Here is a 20,102-nt window from a genome sequence, read left to right on the forward strand (position 1 = left end):
ACGCAACTGCTGAGCAGCTTTCTTGTAATCAATTTCTAAGTTGTCCATAATATAAAAACTGTGTTAAACTACTTTTATTGTAGCTTGACACAGTTTAGTTTACACTCTCAAGCCAGAGAATGATCTCTAGCTTGGATTTCTTCTGTTTTATCATCGAATGTTTGTCTTAATCTCATCTTAATCTCAATCATCAACCCAGTCTTAATCTCAATCATCGTCATCTTCATCATCGTCATCATCCTAATCTCTATCGTGCTTCCACTTCTTGTCGTGCTTGTGATGCTTGTCGTGCTTGTGATGCTTGCCCGGCTTTCCTGGTCCGTGAGTTTCATGGGTTCCGCCTGGCCATCCCGGTCTTCCGTAGCTGCACTCAGGGCGAGGGCGGCGCTTGTCGTGTCCCCAGTTATGCTTAGGATACTTGGTGTAAATATGGTGAACATACACATGATTCTCCCAGCCGATAGGGCGATAGAAATAGTAGGAGTTCTTGAATCTCTTCCATTGTCTGGCGGTCATCATGCGCTTGAGCTGCTTGTTGCGGTAATGCCAGCCGTAGGCATCAATGTCGCGATAGCTTCGGATGCCATTGAGATAATTGAGATTGATGTTCAGGATGCTGTTGCGCTGGGCGCTGCTCAATCCCAGTTCTACCACCATCTTATCTGTGATAAAACGGGCTTCTGCCTGAATATTTGTCAGTCTCTGAGCATTCATAGATGTAATCATCATCCATGCTGCTACGATTGTCATCATTATTCTTTTCATAACGATTTTCTCTTTAAAGGGTTATTACTGCATTTCTTTTTGTTTTCTTGATAGAAGAGGCTACTTGGTGCCGCTATCAACTTTTTGATGGTGCAAAGATAGGGAGAATAGCTGAAAACAACAAAGGGAAAACCATAATCTGATGTATGATTTTCCCTAAAAGCATCGGGGAGATTCCTGTAATAAAATTGTAGTATCTTTTATCTGCTAATTCAAATCCTTGTAACCTCATTGACACATAATACCCCTACCTTTGCACCCGAAATTTAACAGATACAACCCCGGAAGGGGAAAGGTATCATCATAATGTATTATAGTCAGATAAAGAAAAATGGAAAAGAAAGTATCGGGTAAGCATAGCTGCATGAATGGCTTTGCTATGATGAAAGGTAGAGTTGCTACTGTAGTTTTGGCTTCGGCTTTATTGTTGGGTGGAGGCTTGACTGCACAGGCTCAAAACGCAGCATTAACAACCTGTTCTCAGAGTGCAGCAACCGCAATTCCGCAGAATCCAAACTGGAAGGCGAATGCTGCCGAATGGCAGAAACTGAAGGGCGAAATCACCCTCTACATGACCAATGACATGGGCCGAAACGGCTACTACGACCAGAAGCCTATCGCCGAACTGATGGGCGAGATGGCGGGCACGGTAGATCCGGAATGCGTACTTGCCGTGGGCGACATCCACCATTTCAATGGCGTGGCTTCCACCCAGGACCCTCTGTGGCTTACCAATTACGAATATGTTTATTCTCATCCCGACCTGATGCTCGACTGGTTTCCGGTTTGTGGAAACCATGAGTATCGTGGTAATACTCAGGCTTTTATGGACTATGGTAAGGTGAGCCGCCGCTGGATGATGCCAGCCAAATATTACACCAAGGTGTTCGACCACAAGGGAACTGCCATCCGTGTCATCTTCCTCGACACCACACCTCTTATCGATTCTTACCGCAAGAATTCAGAAATCTATCCTGATGCCTGCAAGCAGGATGCTGAGGCTCAGCTTTCATGGCTCGACGAAACCCTGAAGAATGCCAAGGAAGACTGGGTCATCGTGGTAGGCCATCATCCTATCTACGCCTACACCACGAAGAAGGAGAATGAGCGCCTCGACATGCAGAAGCGCCTTCTGCCTATCCTCCATAAATATAATAATGTAGCGATTTATGCCTGCGGTCACATCCACAACTTCCAGCACATACAGAAGAAGGGCGACAACATCGACTACGTAGTCAATTCCTCTTCATCTCTGGCTCGTCCTGTGAAGCCTATTGATGGCACCGTGTTCTGCAGTTCTGCCGATGGCTTCTCTGTATTTACAGCAGATAAGAAGCAGCTCAGAATGTCGATGATTGACAAGGATGGAAAAATCATCCACACGGTTTTAAAGGTAAAAAAGTAAAAAGGTAAAAAAGTAAAAAGAGCTTTAACTCCTTTGCACCCCCGTTCCCAGCTATTCCATCGCTGGTCTCCAAGCTTTTATATTAAAGGTAAAAGAAGCTTTTTTGCGAAAAGAAACGAATGAAGAATCAATAGCGATATAGATGAAAAGATTTTTACTGAGTGCGGCGCTTCTTGCCGCTGCGACTACCGCCATCCAGGCACACACGCTGGATGGTATAGTCAAGGATAACAAAACGGGCGAGCCCCTCATCGGAACCGTAATCCGGGTAAAGGAGCTGCCCAACGTGAGTACCACCACCGGACTTGATGGTACTTTCACCCTGCATGAATTGCCTGATAAAGGCAAGGTGACCATCATCGTTTCCTACATGTCGTACAAGACCAGGGAGATGGTGGTGGATGTGGCTAAAGACTTCTCCAAAGATGGAAAAGAGGGAAAGGATGGACAGTTGACCATCGCCATGGAAGAAGACCTGAAGCAGTTGGGCGAAGTGGTGGTTACCGGTCATCGTGAATACCGTAGCGACCGCAGCGCCATAGAATCCGTGAAGAATGCCGGCAACGTGCTCAACGTGATGAGCCAGCAGAGCATCCAGCTTTCGCCTGACGTCAACGTGGCGAGCGTTCTGCAGCGTGTATCAGGTGTAACCATGGAGCGTGATGCATCGGGCGAGGCTTCCTACGCCATCCTCCGAGGTATGGACAAGCGCTACAACTACACCCTGGTGAACGGCGTGAAGATTCCTAGTCCGGATGATAAAAACCGTTACATCCCATTGAATATCTTCCCTTCAGATCTGATGGACCGCCTCGTGGTTTCCAAGTCTCTTACTGCTGATATGGAAGGTGATGCTGCCGGCGGCGTAGTGGATATGGTGATGAAGGATGCCCCATCCCGCTTCCAGATTCAGGCGAATGCAGCCATCGGAGCAAGTGATTATTTCTGGAAGGATGGCAGAGATTATCTTACCAGCAATCGCTCTGATTATACAAAGAAATCTCCTTACGAGGCTTTCGGAAAAGACTACAAGGCGCAGATGAGCGATTTCAAGAACGGTCCTGTTCAGTTGAAGAGCCATTCTCTTCCTGCTCCTAACTTCATAGGAGGTCTGAGCATCGGCAACCGCTTCTGGAACGATCGCCTGGGTGTGATGCTTGCCGGAAGTGTGCAGAATGTTTTCCGTGGCACCGAGCGCACCTATAATTCCGTAAAGATGGCATCGGGCGAGCAGGCCATGTACATTTCCAATCTGCAGCATCGCTACTACAGCATCCACGACCTTACTGCGGGTGCTCATGCCAAGATAGATTTAACCCTGCCTGGCCATAAACTGGAATGGTACAACATGTATGTGCACACCAATTCCAAGGGCATCAGATACAACAATAGCGTCAATACCGAATACATCGGATCCGACAGCTACACGCAGGACGATGAAGTGCGCTCTCTTACAACCACCCAGAGCATCTTCGCCACCAACCTGAAGGGTACGCATCATCTTGCCAAGGATTTTACCGTAGATTGGTCGGGCGTGTTCTCGCAGGCTAAGGAGGAAGATCCGGATAGAACTTACGTTACCCTGACGAATACCGTGAGCAGAAAAGCCGAGAATGGCGGCGATGCCGTTTCGGGTTCCATCTGGGAAGGCGACAAGAACATCACCAAAACCCTGCCTAAGAGTGCTGAGCGCCGATTCCAGCACAACAAGGATACCGACTGGGCGGGTTACATCAACCTCTCTTACGATACCCATTTCGCCAACTCTGTGGAGGCTCTCTGGAAGGCGGGTGCGCAGTATCGCAGAAAGGAGCGCAGCAACAGATATTATTCTTACATCTTCAATCCTGCCGACATCTCGCAGCGATTGGATGGTAACGGAATAGACCAGTTTGCTCACATCGATTGGGTTTGCAAGACTCCTTATTCTCAGGCTTCGCAGCTCAACTACGATTCCAAGGAGCACATCGGCGGAGCCTATGCCATGGTAACCCTGAAGAGCGAGGTGGGCGAACTGAATGCCGGTTTCCGTGCCGAGCACACCAACCAGATTTACACCATGCTCCAGCATTTCCGCAACATGGGACAGGTGGGCGAGCAGAGCTACTGGGATTATCTGCCATCGGCATCCATCAAGTGGACACCAACCAAGAAGATGAACGTGCGTCTCTCTTACTATCGCTCCATCAACCGTCCGGGCTTCTACGAGATAGTGCCTTATCAGATTCTGGGCGAGGAGTATCAGGAAAAGGGTAATCCAAACCTGAAGCGTGCCCGCATCGACAACATCGACCTGCGCTGGGAGTGGTTCCCAAGCAAGACCGAACAGATTCTTGCCGGCGTATTCTATAAGTATCTGAAAGACCCTATAGAGCAGGTGTTCGTAACATCGGATGGCAAGATTGGCGCCGGAACCGATGCCTATTACATGCCTGATAACCTGGGTAATGCCAAGAACATGGGCTTCGAAATCGACGTAATCAAGTACATCCGCCACTTCGGAGTGAAGGCGAATTATACTTACACCCATTCTGAAATCACCACCTCGAAGCGTGAGTACCAGGAGGGTAGTGCTGAGTATAAGACGGGCGTAACCCAGACCCGTCCGCTGGTTAACCAAGCTCCTCATACCGCCAACATCTCCTTATTATATAAGGATACGGAGCATGGCTGGAATGCGCAGCTGGCCTCTTCCTTTACGGGCACCAAGCTCGCCCTGGTTTCTCCCTTCAAGGATGCCGACCAGTGGGACAAGGCGATGTTCGGTCTCGACCTGAGTGCCGAGAAGCAATTCAAGAACGGCATCTCCATCTTCTTCAAGGCAAACAATCTGCTCGATGCCAAGCGCGAGAGATACTTGAAGACCGTGAACAAGAGCAACCTGGAGTATGAGGGCCAGAAGAGCGATAAGACCATCGTGGGAACTTATCAGTATGGCAGAACCTTCCTGCTGGGAGTAAGATATAAACTTTAAAAGGTAAAAAGGCTTTTAAAGGTAAAAAGGTAAAAAGGTAAAAAAAAGAAATGAAAAAGATAAGTACTTTTGCTGCTTTGCTGTTGATGGCAGCAGCTGCAATGTTCTCCACATCTTGCGAGAACGATAATATCAATCCATACGATTACGTGAATAATGGCAGTAATGGAAGTGATGGCAATGAGAACCAGGGTTCTAAGGATGTCATCACAACAAAGGTGGCAGAATATCCCGTAGGTTCTGTGGTTTGGACCAAGGATACTACCCTGAGCCAGAGCGTTGAGATTCCTGTAGGAGCATCGCTCTACATCGAGCCGGGCGTAACTGTTACCTGCAAATCTGAGGTTCAGGTGCCGGTAGAAATCGTGGTATTGGGCAATCTCTATTGTATGGGAACCGCCGAAAAACCGGTAGTCTTTACTTCTGATACCAGGAAGCCTGCTGATTGGGGCGGCATCATCTGCGGATATAATTCTGAGGAGGTAGTGCTCAATCACGTGGATGTGGCCTATGCCGGTGCTACTCCTACCGAGAGTTCAGCTTCTTTCCAGAACAAGCTTTTCAAGACCACCATCGATGGCGGTGTGCCAGCCTTTCACTTCTGTAATGTAAACGGCAAGTTTGTGATGACCAACAGTTTCTTCCATGACAACTACAACGACCAGACTTACTTTACCGGTGGTAACGGCGTGATTATCAACAATATCTTTGCCGATAGCGGAAATACAGCCGATGGTGGCGAGGCCATCAACGTAAAGGCAGGTTGCAAGCTCGATGTAGCCAACAACATCATCTACAACGCCTGCACCAACGCCTTCAAGCTTTCTAATGCCGGAAATAGCGAGGTAATCCCTCTCTCTGAGATGACCGTCTATAACAACACCATCATCAATTGCGGTTGGCGCCGTTCCAAAAACAAGAAGGGTGGTTCTGTCTGGGTAGAGAAGGCAGCGAAGCCAGTCTTCGTGAACAACCTCATCTACGATTCCCGTTTCGGACTGAAGCAGCCAAAGAAGGATGGTGCTGATATGGAGCACAGTCGTCTTACACCAAACTACTACTTTGCATCTACAGAGACAGGCGTAGCGCAGATGGCGAAGGATGCAGAGCTCGGCATCTGGTTTGATACCGATATCAAGAGCAGCGTGGCTGGTCAGCTCAATCCTCTCTTCAAGAGTTTCAAGCAGAGCGAGAAGATGAATATCAATTGCGAGATTGATGATGTAGCCCAAGGTGCTCCATTGGCATTCGACAAGGGTTGGAATTTCGATTATCAGGCAGGCAGTCCTGCCCTCTCAGGAGGTGTAACCGATTTTGTCCGTCTCTTCCCACAAGGTCTGCCATTCTTCGGCATGAAGCAGGTGAATTTTCTGGATAAGAATAACGACCAGAACTATTACTTCGCCGCCCCATTGCCAAGCGCAAGATTCGGAGCAAGATTGTAAACAGTAATTATAAAAAAGAAAAGCATGCAGGCTATAGAAATGTAGCTTGCACGCTTTTCTTTTCTTCATGTTTCTACTCTCCTTTTAATGTTGATCTTGGGAAAAGTTTAGGTTGTTACAGAAAAAGTATTGATTTTAACAGGAAAAGATTTTCTTTAATCCTTTTGAAATCTCCGTTCATAGACGTTGAATGTCGGTTCAGCGTCTTTGAACGGCGGTTCAACGTCTTTGAACGGACATTCAACGTCTTTGAACGGAGATTTTATCTAGGTATAAAATCAAATGCAAGTATAGTTTCTATATTATTTAATGGTAAGTCTTGTCCAAATCCATCTGGGAATCATTCGCCAGAGCGAAACGAGGATGCTGTATTTCCAGTCAATGGTTTTGACTGTTTTTCCCCGTTCTATAGCATTTACAATCTGCTGAGCCACTTCCTGAGGAGTTAATTGCAGGGGATAGTTGCTGCCAGCTATCAGGTCAGTCTTTACGAACCCCGGGCGGATATCTGTGATGGCGATAGGAAGATGGCGCATGTGAGCCTGCTGGGTAAGGCACTCCAGATAATGATTCTGGAAACGCTTGGTGGCAGAATAGGCAGGAGCAGCACCGAGCCCTTTCGTTCCGGCAATAGAGGTAATGCAGGCGATGCGGTAAGTATCATTGCCCTTTCCTTTATCTGATTTTTGCTCTAGTCTTAGCTCTTGCCCTTTATCTTGCTCTTGACTCTGTTGGGCAAACCAGTTGAAAGCCGTATCCACCATTCTTACAAATCCCAGCCCATTGGTCTCAACGGTCTTCATTTCCTTTTCAAAATCAAGTGAATAGTTTTGCCATCCGATTCCTGAACTATGGAAATATAAATCCATCCCACCGAGTTTTTCGATGAGTTTCTGAAGAAGAGTAGGGGCGTCAGCCGAAGTTACATCTATCTGCTGATAGCAGATGATTTCTCCCCTGGATGCTTTCACGCCTTCTGAAATGTTCCCCTTCTGAGATACTTTTGTTTTCTCAGAAATAATCTGGTTTGTATTTCTTTTTACTTCTTCAAGTCGCTCTACTCTTCTTCCGGCTATTCCCACCTGCCAACCTCTCTGCGCTAAGAGGCTGGCTACTTCCATTCCTATTCCTGAGGTTGCCCCCATCACAATCGCTTTCTTTGCCATAGTTTTTTCTTTGATGTTTTTCCTTATTCCTTTAAAAAAAGGAATATTTCATTTTGTTAAACTAAATGCAAAGATAATGTTTTTCTTTGAATGTGCGCATTATCTGCTTGCTTTTTTCATCTTTCTGCCTACAAAATTCCATGCTGGCATTTTCTTCAGGGTACTTCTTACCGGCAGAACATCCCATAGCAGGAAGATGAGCAATACGGCAAGACCGATGATACAAGTAATGCCATAGAGGTTCCGGATACTGAGCATCAGAAGATTGGTGGCATCGTAAGGCAATCCGCGCGACATGTTGCCTGCCATCGTCAATTCCATGAAGAGCAGTTATCAGAAAGCAAGCCTTTCCTGCTCTGGTTTGGAGGAATGGCAGGAGGGTCCGCAAGTATTGACTTACGGAGCAATATTGATTTGCCGGAAAGGAAAGGCGAGGCTGAATGTGAATTATAAGGATTGGGAACTTTATGAGGGGGCGGTGATTACGCTGTTCCCGAATGATGTAGTAGAATTGAAGATTGACGGGGATTTCAAATCCCCTCAAACAGAAAATGGGGATTGCAAATCCCCTGAAACTGAAAATGAGGATTGCAAATCCCCTGAAACTGAAAACGGGGATTGCAAATCTCTTCAAACAGCGAACTGCTTCCAAGCCGAAATCCTGAAATATAATCCTTCCTTGCTTCGTGAAGCAAGTCTGCAACTGGAACAGACGGTTTATTCTTCCTTACGGGAAGACAGATGCAGACAGGATACTCCCGTGGTGACAAACATCATCAATGGTATGTTTGCCCTATTAAAAGTTTATTTCGACCAATCGGAGTGTACTTGTATCTCCCAATTGGTATTGTGCCAGTTGAAGGCGTTCTTCATCGGTTTTCATGAGTATCTTCAGCGCAATCCGCAATACCGACCAGATGAATATCTCCTCGAAATATCTCACCAACATCGTGAACCAGGTGACGGGGCATACCCCCAAGACCATCATCGATCAATATGTGATTCTGCAGCTCAAGCTGCATCTTAAGCGAAGCACGCAAAGCATCAAGGAGATGGCTTGGGAGTTTCATTTTGCCGATGTCAGTTTCTTCTGTCGTTATTTCAAAAAGCATACAGGGCTGACGCCGCAGCAGATAAGGTCGTAATCACAACCTTCAGTTTTTCTCTGATCTCGGCTTCTTCTATCTCGCCGATGTGTTCTGGGGAGAGAACCTTGAGTTCTTCGAGGCATCCCATCTGCATCATAGTGGCGATAGGGAGGAGCTTATGTGCCGCCTTTCCTATGCGGTCGGTAGATAAGGATTCCTCTTCTACAGCCTCTTTCAGATTCTCAAGGTGTGCGGCAAGTTCCTGCTTCACGGTATCGAGAATCTCCTTTGCCGCCTCTTCATCGCCTCCGGCAAAAGCGAGGAGAGCATCCAGTTGAGGGTTGGATTTCTGCTGGGATGATAAATCTGGCTGGGATGGAGTTTCAGACTGGGCATCCAGTTGAGGCTGGGACTCTATTCCCAGGATATCAGACAGTTTCTCCATGCTGAATGGCTTGAACAGGCAATCGTCGAAGCCTGCTTTCTGGAGCTGTTCCAGGATGCTTGTGTCGTGAGCCGTCATAGCCACCACCATCATATTGGTATGGTTGATGTGGGCAATCATATCCATGCCGTTCATCTCGGGCATTTCGATATCCATCAGCATCAGGACTGGCTGCTCGTTATGCAGCGTGGTGAGGGCATCCATCACATGGTTGCAGGCGAAAACCTGCCAGGTATTGCCTACGATGCGGCGCAGCATTTCCTGGAGAAGCTGGAGCTGCAGCTTGTCATCATCCAGAATCAGAATCTTGTGGTTTGCAAATTCCGGTTTCTTCTTCTTTTCTACAGAAACCTGAGGGCTTACTGAATCATTTTCTTTCTCTTCCGGATTGGAATCTAGTGCCTTGTCATCGCCAACTCCAGTCTGTTTTTTATTCTGTATCTCTTTCTTTGGCGCAGGCTCTATAGGGATGGTGACGATGAAGGTGGACCCTTTTCCCTGGGTAGAGTGGAGAATGATTTCTCCGCCGAGCAGCGAAACCAGTTCCTGGGTGATGGACAATCCCAAACCGGTGCCTTCAATGCCTTGGGCACTCTTCAATCTTGTGAAAGCGTGGAACACCTTCTGTTTTTCCTCGCTGGTCATTCCCTTGCCCGTATCCTTTACGCTCAGGGTAAGCATCGGCTTGCCCATGACTTTCGAAACCTGTGCCTGGATGGTGACGCTGCCCTGGTCGGTATATTTGATGGCGTTGCTTACCAGGTTATCCAAAATCTGACGAATGCGGAAGGCATCGGCACGGAAGAATTCCTTCTTCATTGGAGAATCCGAAGTTCCCATTCCCTTCATCTTGCATTCGAATGAAATCTCCAATCCTTTCTCTTCAGCCCGCAATCTCATTCCCTCTACCGATTCTGCTACCAGTTGCGCTGGCGAGAACGAGGTAGGCTGCACTTTCATCAAGCCATTCTCCAACTGGTGATAATCGAGCAGGGAGGCAACGAGATGAGATAGATGTGCGGCAGAATTCTTGATGTTCTGGAGGCATTCGATGCCCTGAGGATTGCTGACGTAGTCTTTCATCAGGTCGATGAAGCCCGAGATGGAGGCTGCTGGTGCCTTGATATCGTGGGTGATGGTAAGGAGCAGGTGCTCGCGCTGGTTCATGATGCGCTGAATCTCCTCGTTGGCAGCCTCCAGGTTTTCCTGATAGATGCGCTCCTTCTTGGCATCGCGCCAGATGAGCCAGATCATGACAACGATGGCTAGGAAGGCTACGATGGCGAGTAATTCCATCTGCCACAACAGATGCTTTCTGGCTTCCATCGCCTTGCTTATGGATTCCTGCATAGCATCTTTCTCCCGCTGGTGTACATCGCTCAGGTGCTTGGCTGAGCGGAGGGCGAGTTTGGCGCTCACCATCTTCAGCTCTTCCATCTCCCTGTTGATGTGCTGCTTGTGGTCTTGCGTTTCCACTTTCTCCTTCTTGTCTATCTGTTCGAGGATGTTTGCCACGTTTCCTGCCACGTTCACTGGGGTGGTGACGGAATCGATGACAGCCCGGTTGCTGTCTTGTTTCACGCTCAGGGTCTCGGCGTGCTCTTTCTTGAAGGCATCGGCAAGTCGGCGGAAGAATCCTTTTCGGGTTTTCAATACTTCTACCGTTGTCTTCTTCGCCTCGTGGGTTTGTGGCGCCTTGGAGTGGACGAGGATGGAATCCTTGCCCGTATTCAGACTCTTTACCTTATCGTGCAGATAATTTTTGTTTGGTTTCCCCGCCATGGCATCGGATAGTTGCTTCAGGTTTTTCTGTTCCTCTTTGAGCAGAGAAGATATGGTGCTGTCGGCAGCACTTCTTTTCTGTATATAATCGCGCGATGCCTCATTGACGGCGATGATGCTCTTGGTGTTGCTATACACTAGACTGATGGCCAGAATCATAATGATGGCAATGGCACTATATCCGAGGGCTACCTTGATAGGAATGTTATTCTTGTGCATGAGAAATCTATTTTATTAATTACCTTATTTATTTTGCAAAGATACAACAAAAAGTTGAAAATCAGTAATAATTAAAGCAAAATAGTTGAAAATGACAGAATTATGTCGGTGAATGGTTTTTTCCATAAAGACATCAGAAGACAGGAAAATGCCAGTTTAAGACAGACTTTCACATTGGCAAACTGCTTCAAAGGGTGGCAAAAACGGAAAGGACAGATGGGGAATACAAGGAAATAGCTTCCAAGGTTTGGAAGAGAGAAGAAGAGCTGAAAAGTCTGAAAGCGGAACTGGCTGCATTGGACCGAAAAATACAGCTTGAACTTGCGCCGCAGGTTGAGAAAGAAAGCAGAGAAGAAAACAAAGAAGCAACAAATAACGTAAAAACAGATGTTACTTCTAAAGGGTTGCGGATTAAATATCCGTGCCAACAAGCAAGAATATATTGGAATCTGATAAACGCTTAGATTATTATTGTTAAAGTTTGATAATATTGTTTTTTTTTTTGATTTTTAAGATTTGAGTCTTATCTTTGCAATCGTTTTCACGCCTTACCTTAATTGACGAATGCCGAGTGAGAAAGACGGGAAGTACAAGCATATTGGAAATGGCGTTTACAAGCGCACTTGGTTGTACACACACTTGAATGCTATAATATCAAATCATGATCAGGATCAGGAATATACAAGGCAGTTACGGACTGCCCAATAGATTATTAAAATAGAAAACTTATTATTAGCTACACTAGAATAGTTCCATTAGTAGTATATAACGTATAGTAAAATTTCATAATTATCTTAGAGGTAACAAAGTGTATTCCACTACTGGCTTGTATAGGATGTTTTAGGAGTTCAGGACTGTTTGACTGAGTAGCTCGTACTGCACCAACACCGTTCCCCTTATGTATGTGTTCAGTAGTTTTTTGGGTCCGTATAGGTGCAACGGACATAAAGTGTAATTGCATGTATGGTTGAAATAAATCCATTATGTATTTAGCGTTTTTAATGTTTTAAAGTTATGAGAAGAGAACTTTTGCTCTTATCTTGTTGCGTGGTCATCCCAAGCATTTGTAGTGCTCAAGAGAAGTCAGACACTACAATGGTAGAAAAGAAAGCAGAACGCAATGTGATGCTCAATGCATCCGATGCCAATGCACCTCGTTACATTCAGATAGGTCTTCCAAGTGAAGATGTAAATGTGTACGAGAACGGATTACCTGTCGTTTATTCTTCTTACATCCATCCTCTATCTGCTCATTGGAGAAGTGACGGAAGCTTGGCTGAAGTAGGATTGATGAACCCGCAGGAATCAGCCATAGCTACAGGAAACATTGCTTATTCAGTAAACAGTTTCAGCGACTTAGGCAGTAATACGTTCAAGGGTATTTTGAATTACAAAGGCAACCATTATGGTATGCATCAGTTTGATTTGAACGTTTCAGGACCTCTGGCTAAAGGCTGGACTTATGCCTTGAATATGTATCAGAACTTTGATCCGGGAACCTTTGACTTGAAGTTTACCAACTATAATGACCGTACCCAGATTTATAAGGGTGCCCTGGCAAAGCATTGGGGAAACAGAGGTCAGTTGTCTTTTCTCTACAAGTTCTCAAACAGTCAGCGTATGGGTACCGTAACCTGTTTTGCACCATTTATCTATCACACTGATGGTAATGTGACAGAATTGGATGGCTTTAAATTGGGTACATCTTCATACGTTCCAGCTTCTCAGAACTTCATGTACCGTGATATGAAGACAGGTGAAGTGAAAAACACTACTATCAATGATTGGAACAAGAACAAATCTCACGAATTTGCTGTATTATTCAAATGGGATTTAGGTAATGCATGGAACTTGGATACAAAGGCTAAATATACCTGGGTTGATGCTAACTATGCCGACTTTGGCGGCAGTTCTATCATGAATGTCAAAGATGGAAAGGTTGAGGGTAATACGAATACGTATTATGACAAGAATGGAAAGCTTTATACAGGTATGATGGATGGTCGAAGAATCTGGTTTCATACTGCAAAGGCAAAATCTTTCCTTCTCACCTCTGAGGTGATGAGAAACTATGGCCAGCATAATCTTAAAATAGGTCTCAACGAGTGGAACTTTGACTTAAACTACTGGTCTGCGTCAACACAATGGGATGCCAGTGTAAAGGAGTATCCAGAGTTTCTATCACATTCCACGGTTTCAGACCCGACTGCAAGAACAACTTATTATGGGTTCAATGAGATTTCTACAGACTATGCTATCGGTAATGAGAATAAGTTAGCAGGATATTTTACAGACGAATGGCGTCCTATTGAAAGCCTTCGTTTCTTCTATGGCGCACGCTTAGAGTGGTGTCGTATGTCTGTTGACCAGTTGCCTTATGCACGATTTGCAGACATGTATGTCGGTGCAACCAATGCAGACGGTGTAACCATTACACCACAGCACAGAACAAAGAATAAGCTCAATTATGCATTTACAGTTTCGGCTACATGGTCCTTTTATAAAGGTATGGGACTCACCGCTGACTTCACTCAAATGGAACGCTCTCCTCGCATGACAGATTATGCCAATATGGGACCACAGGACCTGCGTCTCCGCATTCCATTGCTCCGTGGCGGTATATACTATCGCAATAAGTGGATTGATGTCACATCAATGATTACCTGGATTCAGAAGACGAACAATACTGATCAGCAGGATATAACCAAACCTGGTACCAATATTTCAAAAACAACGTCTTTGAATTACAGCATCCAGACAGTGGGATGGACAACCAATGTGGAACTTGATCCATTCAAGGGTGCGCATCTTCATGCCCTCTTTACCTATCAGAAGCCAACATATAAGGACTATTCTGTGACAGTAAAGTTTGATGATGGTGAGACCGCAGACTTAAATGCCACTGGTAACATTGTCAAGGAAATACCACAGATACTGATTGAGCTTGACCCAAGTTATACCTTTTACAAGGATAAGATGACTGTATGGGGCAGTTTCAGATATTTTGGAAAAACGTATGCTAACCTTTCAAATGCCCTTTGGTTTAACGGCCATTGGGAAACTTTCGCAGGTGTGAAATGGAATGCTACCAACAAATTATCATTCAACCTTGGTGTAGTCAACTTCCTGAACCAAAAAGGTGCCAGCGGTACAATATCCGGCTCAGAGCTTATTGGTCCGGAAGAAGCCAAGCGATTCAATGGCTACGTAATGTCCGGACGCTATCTTCGTCCTTTCACTGTTGAGTTTGGAGCAAGTATCAAACTATAAATACCAATTGATTATGAATAAATTATGCAATTTTATGGTACTTTTTATGGCTTTGTCAGGTAATGTATATGCCCAGAAGACAGAACCATGGAATGACCCTTTGGTGAACAACATCAATCGTAACGAGCCTGTTTCTGATTTCTTCGGCTATGAGAATAAGGAACTGTCTGACAGAAATGACAAGACGCTTTCAAAGAGATTCTTGTCTATTGAAGGAAATTGGAAATTCAATTGGGTGCAGAATGCCAATGAGCGTCCTTTAGATTTCTATTCTCTCAATCTTGATGATTCTAATTGGGGTAAGATGCCAATTCCTGGATGTTGGGAGTTGAATGGCTATGGCGTGCCAGTCTATACCAACATAAAATATGAGTGGGAAAATGAATGGGAATCAAATCCTCCTTATGTGCAGGATCTTGGCAACTACGTCGGATCTTACCGACGTAAGATTGTAATTCCTGAGAATTGGAATGGTGACAATATAATACTGCACATCGGCGAATTTTCCAGCAATATCAACCTATATGTAAATGGAAAGTTTGTTGGCTATGCTGAAGACAATAAGGTTGCTGCGGAATTTGACATCACTAAATATGTAGAACCAGGAAAAGAGAATCTGATAGCCATGCAGCTGATGAGATGGTGCGATGGCTCTTATTTTGAGGATCAGGACTATTGGAGACTTCGCGGTATTGCCAGAGAGAACTATATCTATGCTCAGCCGAAGTCACATATTAACGACTTGAACGTAACCTCTTCCTTGTCCGATAATTATAAAGACGGTATCTTTGCCATTCATTTTTCTACAGAATCATGTGATGGAAAGAATGTTCTGGTAGAATTGATAGACAAGAAAACTGGCAATACGGTTTTTGAAAGAAAGCAACAGTTACAGGGTGGCAGTTCAACAGTAGAGTCAACCATTCAGAATGTAGCCAAATGGACAGCAGAAACACCGAATTTGTACACACTCAGAGCGACACTGATGGATGGAGATAAAGTATTGGAAGTCATTCGCCAGAATGTCGGTTTTAGAAAGATCGAGATCAAGGGAAAACAGCTCTTGGTAAATGGACAGCCTGTTCTTATCAAGGGTGTGAACCGTCATGAGATAGATCCTGATGGAGGATATGTTGTCAGTGTTAAGAACATGATTCGTGACATAAAGGTTGCCAAGCAATTAAACATCAATGCTATACGCACCAGCCACTATCCAAATGACCCACGCTGGTATGATTTGTGTGATGAATATGGTATTTATGTCATGGCTGAGGCAAATCTGGAAAGCCACGGAATGGGATTTGGTAAAGAGACTCTGGCTAAAAATGAGTTGTTCAACAAGACACACATTGAGCGTAACATGCACAATGTGAAGGTTCTCAAAAACCATCCTTGTATCATTATGTGGAGTCTTGGTAACGAAGCAGGTTATGGCAAGAACTTTGAGGATGCCTACGATTGGGTAAAGGCGTATGATAGTTCTCGTCCAGTACAATACGAAATGGCATGTTCAACAGGCAAGCATGATGAAACCCGTCCTGTTGAGTCATACGAGTTGGCTGGTCTGAAGGCTGGCAAGACTGACATTTTCTGTCCTATGTATGCTGATTACGACAGTTGTAGAGCATATCTGGAAAAGGACTATTGTGACAAACCACTTCTTCAGCAGGAGTATGCCCATGCCATGGGTAATTCTATGGGTGGATTCAAGCAGTATTGGGATTTGGTCCGTCAGTATCCTCAGTATCAGGGTGGTTTTATCTGGGATTTTGTTGATCAGGGTCTGCGCGACAAGAGCAAGATAACTGGTAATCAGATCTATGCCTATGGCGGTGATTATGGTCGTTTCCCTATGTCTGACGAGAACTTCAACAACAATGGCTTGGTTAGTCCGGACAGAAGACCAAATCCTCATGCTTACGAAGTGAAATACTTCCATCAGAACATCTGGAGCAAACTTGAGAACAAGGTCAAGGGTACTGTCTCTGTATTCAACGAGAACTTCTTTGTTCCATTGAATAACGTAAATCTCGTATATTCAATAGAGGTAGAGGGAAAAAGTATGGCAAACGGTTTAATCAACCTTGGCAAATACAATATTCTTCCTCAGACAAGCAAGACCATTGCAATTCCTGGATATGCAAAGATAGTTGCAGACAAGAAGTACAGAGGAAAGGAAAAGACACTGACTCTTTCGTACAAATTGAACAGTGATTCACTTCTTCTAAGTAAGGATGAAGAAATCGCCCACCAGCAGTTTGTGATTAGCGACTATAAGTTCCCTGTATTGAATTCCTCTGAAATAGCCAAAGTCAAGGCTGTAGATCATGCCAAGTATCTCGTTCTTTCTGCCAATGGTGTGGATGTTACCATCAGTAAGGCAACAGGACTTGTTTCTTATTTGGATGTTGACAAAACACCTATGCTTGTAAGAGGATTTGATTTGACTCCAGACTTCTGGAGAGCATGCACAGACAACGATTTTGGTTCACATATGCCTACATTAAGTGCAGCATGGAATAAGCCAAGTATGGAACTGAAGAATTTTACCCGTAAGGAGAATGGTTCTGTTGTTGCCGAGTTGTATCTCAAAGAAACAGAATCTACACTGACTCTTACCTATACATTGAATAATAATGGAGAACTGACTGTTGAACAAGATCTGAAGGTAAATCCTGATGCGGAGAACAAGCCAAATCTTCTGCGCTATGGAATGGAATTGCAGATGCCTAAGGAGTTTGATAGAGTTGAATTCTACGGAAAGGGTCCTAACGAGAATTATGCAGACCGTAACAATTCCGACAGATTGGGCATTTTTACCCAGTTGGTAAAGGATCAGTATTATCCATACGTCCGTCCACAGGAGTCTGGCAACAAGACGCAGGTAAGATATTGGAAGGTTCTGACAAAAGACAATAAAGGTCTGGAGTTTTTCTCCAATGAGCCAATGGAGTGTTCAAGTCTGAACTATCTGACTTCAGATCTTTACCGCGGACCGGTAAAGAACCAAGAACATTCTGGAGACCTTGTACCACGAGACTTTACCTCTGTACACATTAGTCAGAGACAGATGGGATTGGGATGTATCAATACATGGGGCGCATTACCTATTGAGAAATATATGCTTCCTTATCAGGACTATGCATTCAAATTCGTGATTCGTCCTGTAAGATAACCAAATAGTCCTCACTCTGAGAAATCAGAGTGAGAACGCAATCTATAACATCATTAAATATCAAATTTGAAAAAACGTGAATAGACTTAATGTCTGTCCACGTTTTTTTGGCGTTATCAAATAAATACCATATCTTTGCAAGCGCAAGAGTTGTTTGAACCATTATGCAAAGTAAAGCAGGCAGAAGTAGTCTGACTTTCGCTAAATCGTTACCATAAATAAAACAGTCGAAACAACTATGCTGATTATTAGACTGATACAACAAAAAAATGATTCCAAGAAAAGAAAGGGCTAAAAACAAGTCAGGAGACCAATGAATTTTATCATTAGTCTCCTGCCTAATTGAAAGCGAAGCGTAATTACTGATATTTAATGTCTTTCTATTTCTTCTGTTTATTACTGTTTTTTGAAGGTGATATTACTTAGCTACAGTTGTATCTGTTGTTGAATCAGCTGGAGTCTCTGCTGGAGTTGTCTTCTCTACTGTTGTGTCTGCTGGTTCTGCAGGAGCAACTGTGTCTACTGGAGCTACTGATGAAATACTTGCCATCTTGTTGTTGGCGAATACATTACTAACTGATACCATTACCATGGCAGCGATAGCTGCGAATACGAACTTTTTCATAATCTTTTTATTTTTTATTGTGAATATTATTTTTACTTTAATGAACCGTCTTACTTGCATTGTTGCTTGTTTGCGAGTTCACAATCTAATATCACAATCTGCGTGCCAAAAGATTCCTCCTTTTAGTAAATGATTGATAATCAGTTAATATGCATTTTTGTGCCAAATCTTAACTTTGTGGAAGTTGTGGAACAAGTGTGGAATTTTTCCCCAAAATATTGGGGAAAGTTCCTCAGATGCCGTACTTCTTCATCTTGTTATACAGCGTCTTTCTATCCACAGCAAGCAATTGTGCAGCTTTACTCTTGTTACCTCCTGCCGCTTTTAGTGCTGCTTCTATACGCTGCAGTTCTGTTTCCTCATCATGCAGGGTGGTAGGAGCTTGTGGTTGAATATGAGCCATACTCTGTTCCAGTTCTGTTACTCCAATATATCTGCCTGTGGCAAGAAGAGTGGCACGTTTCATCACATTGTTCAATTCGCGCAGGTTTCCTGGCCAGTTATAAGAGGCGATTCTCTCCTTCGCCTTACCATCGAGTCCTTCCACGTTTCTATTGAGTTCTTTGTTGGCATGTTTGATAAAGAGATCAGCAAAGAGGAAGAGATCGGCACCACGGTCTTTCAACTCCGGCATGTAGATGGTAAACTCGTTGATGCGGTGGTATAGGTCTTCGCGGAAGTTTCCCTCTGCTACACGCTGTGCCAGATTTTCGTTGGTGGCGCAAACCAGTCGGATGTCGATGTCGATTTCCTTGTTGCTGCCCAATGGACGAATTTTTCGCTCCTGAAGGGCACGAAGCAGTTGCACTTGCACTTCATAGTTCAGGTTCCCCATTTCGTCCAGGAAGAGTGTACCGCCATTTGCTATTTCGAAAGCTCCCTTTTTGTCTTGGTCTGCTCCCGTAAAGGCTCCCTTGCTGTGACCGAAGAATTCTGATGCTGCCACATCCTTAGGAATGGCTCCACAGTCGAGTGCAAAGAAAGGTTTCCCTGCCCGCTGGCTTAATTCATGAATGCGACGAGCCACATATTCCTTACCCGTTCCGCTTGCACCTAGAATGAGAACCGACATAGGAGTAGGAGCAACCAGAGATACAAAACTATAGAGTTTTCTTGAAGCCTCACTTTCACCTTCAAGATATTTAGGAACATCTACATTTCCTTTAGATTCCGTATTTCCTGATACTTTTTTATTATCTATTGGCTCCTGATTTCCTGTTGCCTCCCTCTGCTCTATATTTTTCTCTGATAGAGAGCTTGTATTGTGATTTTTTATGGCTTCCTTAATCTTTTCCAGGAGGATGTCCGGATGAAAAGGTTTGGCTACGTAATCTGTAGCACCCGACTTCATGGCGAGTACTACGTTCTGAATCTCTGCATAGCTGGTCATGACGATGAAAGGTACTTGCACGCCGTGCTTTCTCATCCATTGCAATAAGAAAATACCATCATGGTCTGGAAGACGAAGGTCGGATAGCACCAGATCAAATCCACTTTCCAACTTCTCCCACGCCTGTATAGCTGCTTTCACCGAAGTCGTTTTTTCAACTTCGAATCCTTTCTTCCTGAGCCATGTCTGAATCATGGTTCCAAATGCGATGTCGTCTTCAACTATTAGTATTTTTTCCATATCATTACAATCTTTCTGTCTCTTTGTCTTCTCAAGATAAAACAAATTCGTGCGCAAAGTTAGCATTATTATTTGGAATCAGCAAAGAAAAAGTCTTTAATTGTCAGTTTTTA

The 20,102-nt window shown here is 44.5% G+C and carries 14 protein-coding genes; 8 read left to right on the forward strand and 6 right to left on the reverse strand.

What is annotated here, in order from left to right:
- Positions 1-240 precede the first annotated feature (240 nt).
- Positions 241-765 (reverse strand): hypothetical protein, encoded by a 525-nt coding sequence (locus ACTQ53_RS11715; RefSeq protein ID WP_441933112.1) that lies wholly within the window; start codon positions 763-765, stop codon positions 241-243.
- A gap of 331 nt (positions 766-1,096) precedes the next feature.
- Between ACTQ53_RS11715 and ACTQ53_RS11720 the strand changes: the two genes are divergently transcribed.
- From ACTQ53_RS11720 to ACTQ53_RS11730, 3 genes are all read left to right on the forward strand, one after another.
- On the forward strand, positions 1,097-2,170 hold the full coding sequence (locus ACTQ53_RS11720; RefSeq protein WP_441933113.1) for a metallophosphoesterase: 1,074 nt from the start codon (positions 1,097-1,099) through the stop codon (positions 2,168-2,170).
- A gap of 142 nt (positions 2,171-2,312) precedes the next feature.
- Positions 2,313-5,144 carry a TonB-dependent receptor domain-containing protein gene (locus ACTQ53_RS11725; protein WP_441933114.1) on the forward strand — a complete coding sequence of 944 codons (2,832 nt, stop codon included), beginning with the start codon at positions 2,313-2,315 and terminating at the stop codon, positions 5,142-5,144.
- Positions 5,145-5,194: 50 nt separating this feature from the next.
- Complete coding sequence (locus tag ACTQ53_RS11730) at positions 5,195-6,589, forward strand: hypothetical protein (RefSeq protein WP_441933115.1); 1,395 nt, start codon at positions 5,195-5,197, stop codon at positions 6,587-6,589.
- A gap of 302 nt (positions 6,590-6,891) precedes the next feature.
- Here the strand turns inward: ACTQ53_RS11730 and ACTQ53_RS11735 are convergent, their stop codons facing one another.
- Both ACTQ53_RS11735 and ACTQ53_RS11740 read right to left on the reverse strand, forming a co-directional pair.
- Positions 6,892-7,755 (reverse strand): SDR family NAD(P)-dependent oxidoreductase, encoded by an 864-nt coding sequence (locus ACTQ53_RS11735; RefSeq protein ID WP_441933116.1) that lies wholly within the window; start codon positions 7,753-7,755, stop codon positions 6,892-6,894.
- Positions 7,756-7,854: 99 nt separating this feature from the next.
- Positions 7,855-8,076 (reverse strand): hypothetical protein, encoded by a 222-nt coding sequence (locus tag ACTQ53_RS11740; protein WP_441933117.1) that lies wholly within the window; start codon positions 8,074-8,076, stop codon positions 7,855-7,857.
- Between ACTQ53_RS11740 and ACTQ53_RS11745 the strand changes: the two genes are divergently transcribed.
- Entirely contained in the window at positions 8,075-8,782 is a 708-nt protein-coding gene (locus ACTQ53_RS11745; protein ID WP_441933137.1) for a hypothetical protein, read from the forward strand. The two genes, ACTQ53_RS11740 and ACTQ53_RS11745, sit on opposite strands and share 2 nt — an antisense overlap.
- Positions 8,673-8,900: a helix-turn-helix domain-containing protein gene (locus ACTQ53_RS11750; protein ID WP_441933136.1), complete on the forward strand. Its 228-nt coding sequence runs from the start codon at positions 8,673-8,675 to the stop codon at positions 8,898-8,900. The genes ACTQ53_RS11745 and ACTQ53_RS11750 overlap by 110 nt, the downstream gene beginning before the upstream one ends.
- On the opposite strand, the gene ACTQ53_RS11755 is transcribed toward ACTQ53_RS11750, so the two are convergent.
- On the reverse strand, positions 8,857-11,289 hold the full coding sequence (locus ACTQ53_RS11755) for a hybrid sensor histidine kinase/response regulator (protein WP_441933118.1): 2,433 nt from the start codon (positions 11,287-11,289) through the stop codon (positions 8,857-8,859). The genes ACTQ53_RS11750 and ACTQ53_RS11755 overlap by 44 nt on opposite strands.
- 194 nt (positions 11,290-11,483) lie before the next feature.
- On the opposite strand from ACTQ53_RS11755, the gene ACTQ53_RS11760 reads away from it, so the two are divergent.
- The 3 genes from ACTQ53_RS11760 (at position 11,484) to ACTQ53_RS11770 (ending at position 17,734) form a co-directional block, all read left to right on the forward strand.
- Positions 11,484-11,753: a hypothetical protein gene (locus tag ACTQ53_RS11760; RefSeq protein WP_441933138.1), complete on the forward strand. Its 270-nt coding sequence runs from the start codon at positions 11,484-11,486 to the stop codon at positions 11,751-11,753.
- A 550-nt stretch (positions 11,754-12,303) separates the two neighbouring features.
- Positions 12,304-14,559: a TonB-dependent receptor gene (locus ACTQ53_RS11765; RefSeq protein ID WP_441933119.1), complete on the forward strand. Its 2,256-nt coding sequence runs from the start codon at positions 12,304-12,306 to the stop codon at positions 14,557-14,559.
- 13 nt (positions 14,560-14,572) lie between these two features.
- Positions 14,573-17,734 (forward strand): glycoside hydrolase family 2 TIM barrel-domain containing protein, encoded by a 3,162-nt coding sequence (locus ACTQ53_RS11770; protein WP_441933120.1) that lies wholly within the window; start codon positions 14,573-14,575, stop codon positions 17,732-17,734.
- A gap of 418 nt (positions 17,735-18,152) precedes the next feature.
- Here ACTQ53_RS11770 and ACTQ53_RS11775 read toward each other — a convergent pair whose 3' ends face one another.
- Complete coding sequence (locus ACTQ53_RS11775) at positions 18,153-18,359, reverse strand: hypothetical protein (RefSeq protein WP_441933121.1); 207 nt, start codon at positions 18,357-18,359, stop codon at positions 18,153-18,155.
- A 232-nt stretch (positions 18,360-18,591) separates the two neighbouring features.
- Positions 18,592-19,989 (reverse strand): sigma-54-dependent transcriptional regulator, encoded by a 1,398-nt coding sequence (locus tag ACTQ53_RS11780; protein ID WP_294970225.1) that lies wholly within the window; start codon positions 19,987-19,989, stop codon positions 18,592-18,594.
- Positions 19,990-20,102 lie beyond the last annotated feature (113 nt).

It is taken from the genome of Prevotella sp. Sow4_E9_plate, from assembly GCF_052116205.1.
Classification (GTDB): Bacteria; Bacteroidota; Bacteroidia; order Bacteroidales; family Bacteroidaceae; genus Prevotella.

What these genes read in the sequence shown, in the direction of transcription:
- ACTQ53_RS11765 (WP_441933119.1), top strand. Translation starts at nt 12,304, where the DNA reads ATGAGAAGAGAACTTTTGCTCTTATCTTGTTGCGTGGTCATCCCAAGC.
- ACTQ53_RS11780 (WP_294970225.1), bottom strand. Translation starts at nt 19,989, where the DNA reads ATGGAAAAAATACTAATAGTTGAAGACGACATCGCATTTGGAACCATG.
- ACTQ53_RS11770 (WP_441933120.1), top strand. Translation starts at nt 14,573, where the DNA reads ATGAATAAATTATGCAATTTTATGGTACTTTTTATGGCTTTGTCAGGT.
- ACTQ53_RS11725 (WP_441933114.1), top strand. Translation starts at nt 2,313, where the DNA reads ATGAAAAGATTTTTACTGAGTGCGGCGCTTCTTGCCGCTGCGACTACC.
- ACTQ53_RS11775 (WP_441933121.1), bottom strand. Translation starts at nt 18,359, where the DNA reads ATGAAAAAGTTCGTATTCGCAGCTATCGCTGCCATGGTAATGGTATCA.
- ACTQ53_RS11715 (WP_441933112.1), bottom strand. Translation starts at nt 765, where the DNA reads ATGAAAAGAATAATGATGACAATCGTAGCAGCATGGATGATGATTACA.
- ACTQ53_RS11720 (WP_441933113.1), top strand. Translation starts at nt 1,097, where the DNA reads ATGGAAAAGAAAGTATCGGGTAAGCATAGCTGCATGAATGGCTTTGCT.
- ACTQ53_RS11730 (WP_441933115.1), top strand. Translation starts at nt 5,195, where the DNA reads ATGAAAAAGATAAGTACTTTTGCTGCTTTGCTGTTGATGGCAGCAGCT.
- ACTQ53_RS11755 (WP_441933118.1), bottom strand. Translation starts at nt 11,289, where the DNA reads ATGCACAAGAATAACATTCCTATCAAGGTAGCCCTCGGATATAGTGCC.
- ACTQ53_RS11740 (WP_441933117.1), bottom strand. Translation starts at nt 8,076, where the DNA reads ATGGAATTGACGATGGCAGGCAACATGTCGCGCGGATTGCCTTACGAT.
- ACTQ53_RS11750 (WP_441933136.1), top strand. Translation starts at nt 8,673, where the DNA reads ATGAATATCTCCTCGAAATATCTCACCAACATCGTGAACCAGGTGACG.
- ACTQ53_RS11735 (WP_441933116.1), bottom strand. Translation starts at nt 7,755, where the DNA reads ATGGCAAAGAAAGCGATTGTGATGGGGGCAACCTCAGGAATAGGAATG.
- ACTQ53_RS11745 (WP_441933137.1), top strand. Translation starts at nt 8,075, where the DNA reads ATGAAGAGCAGTTATCAGAAAGCAAGCCTTTCCTGCTCTGGTTTGGAG.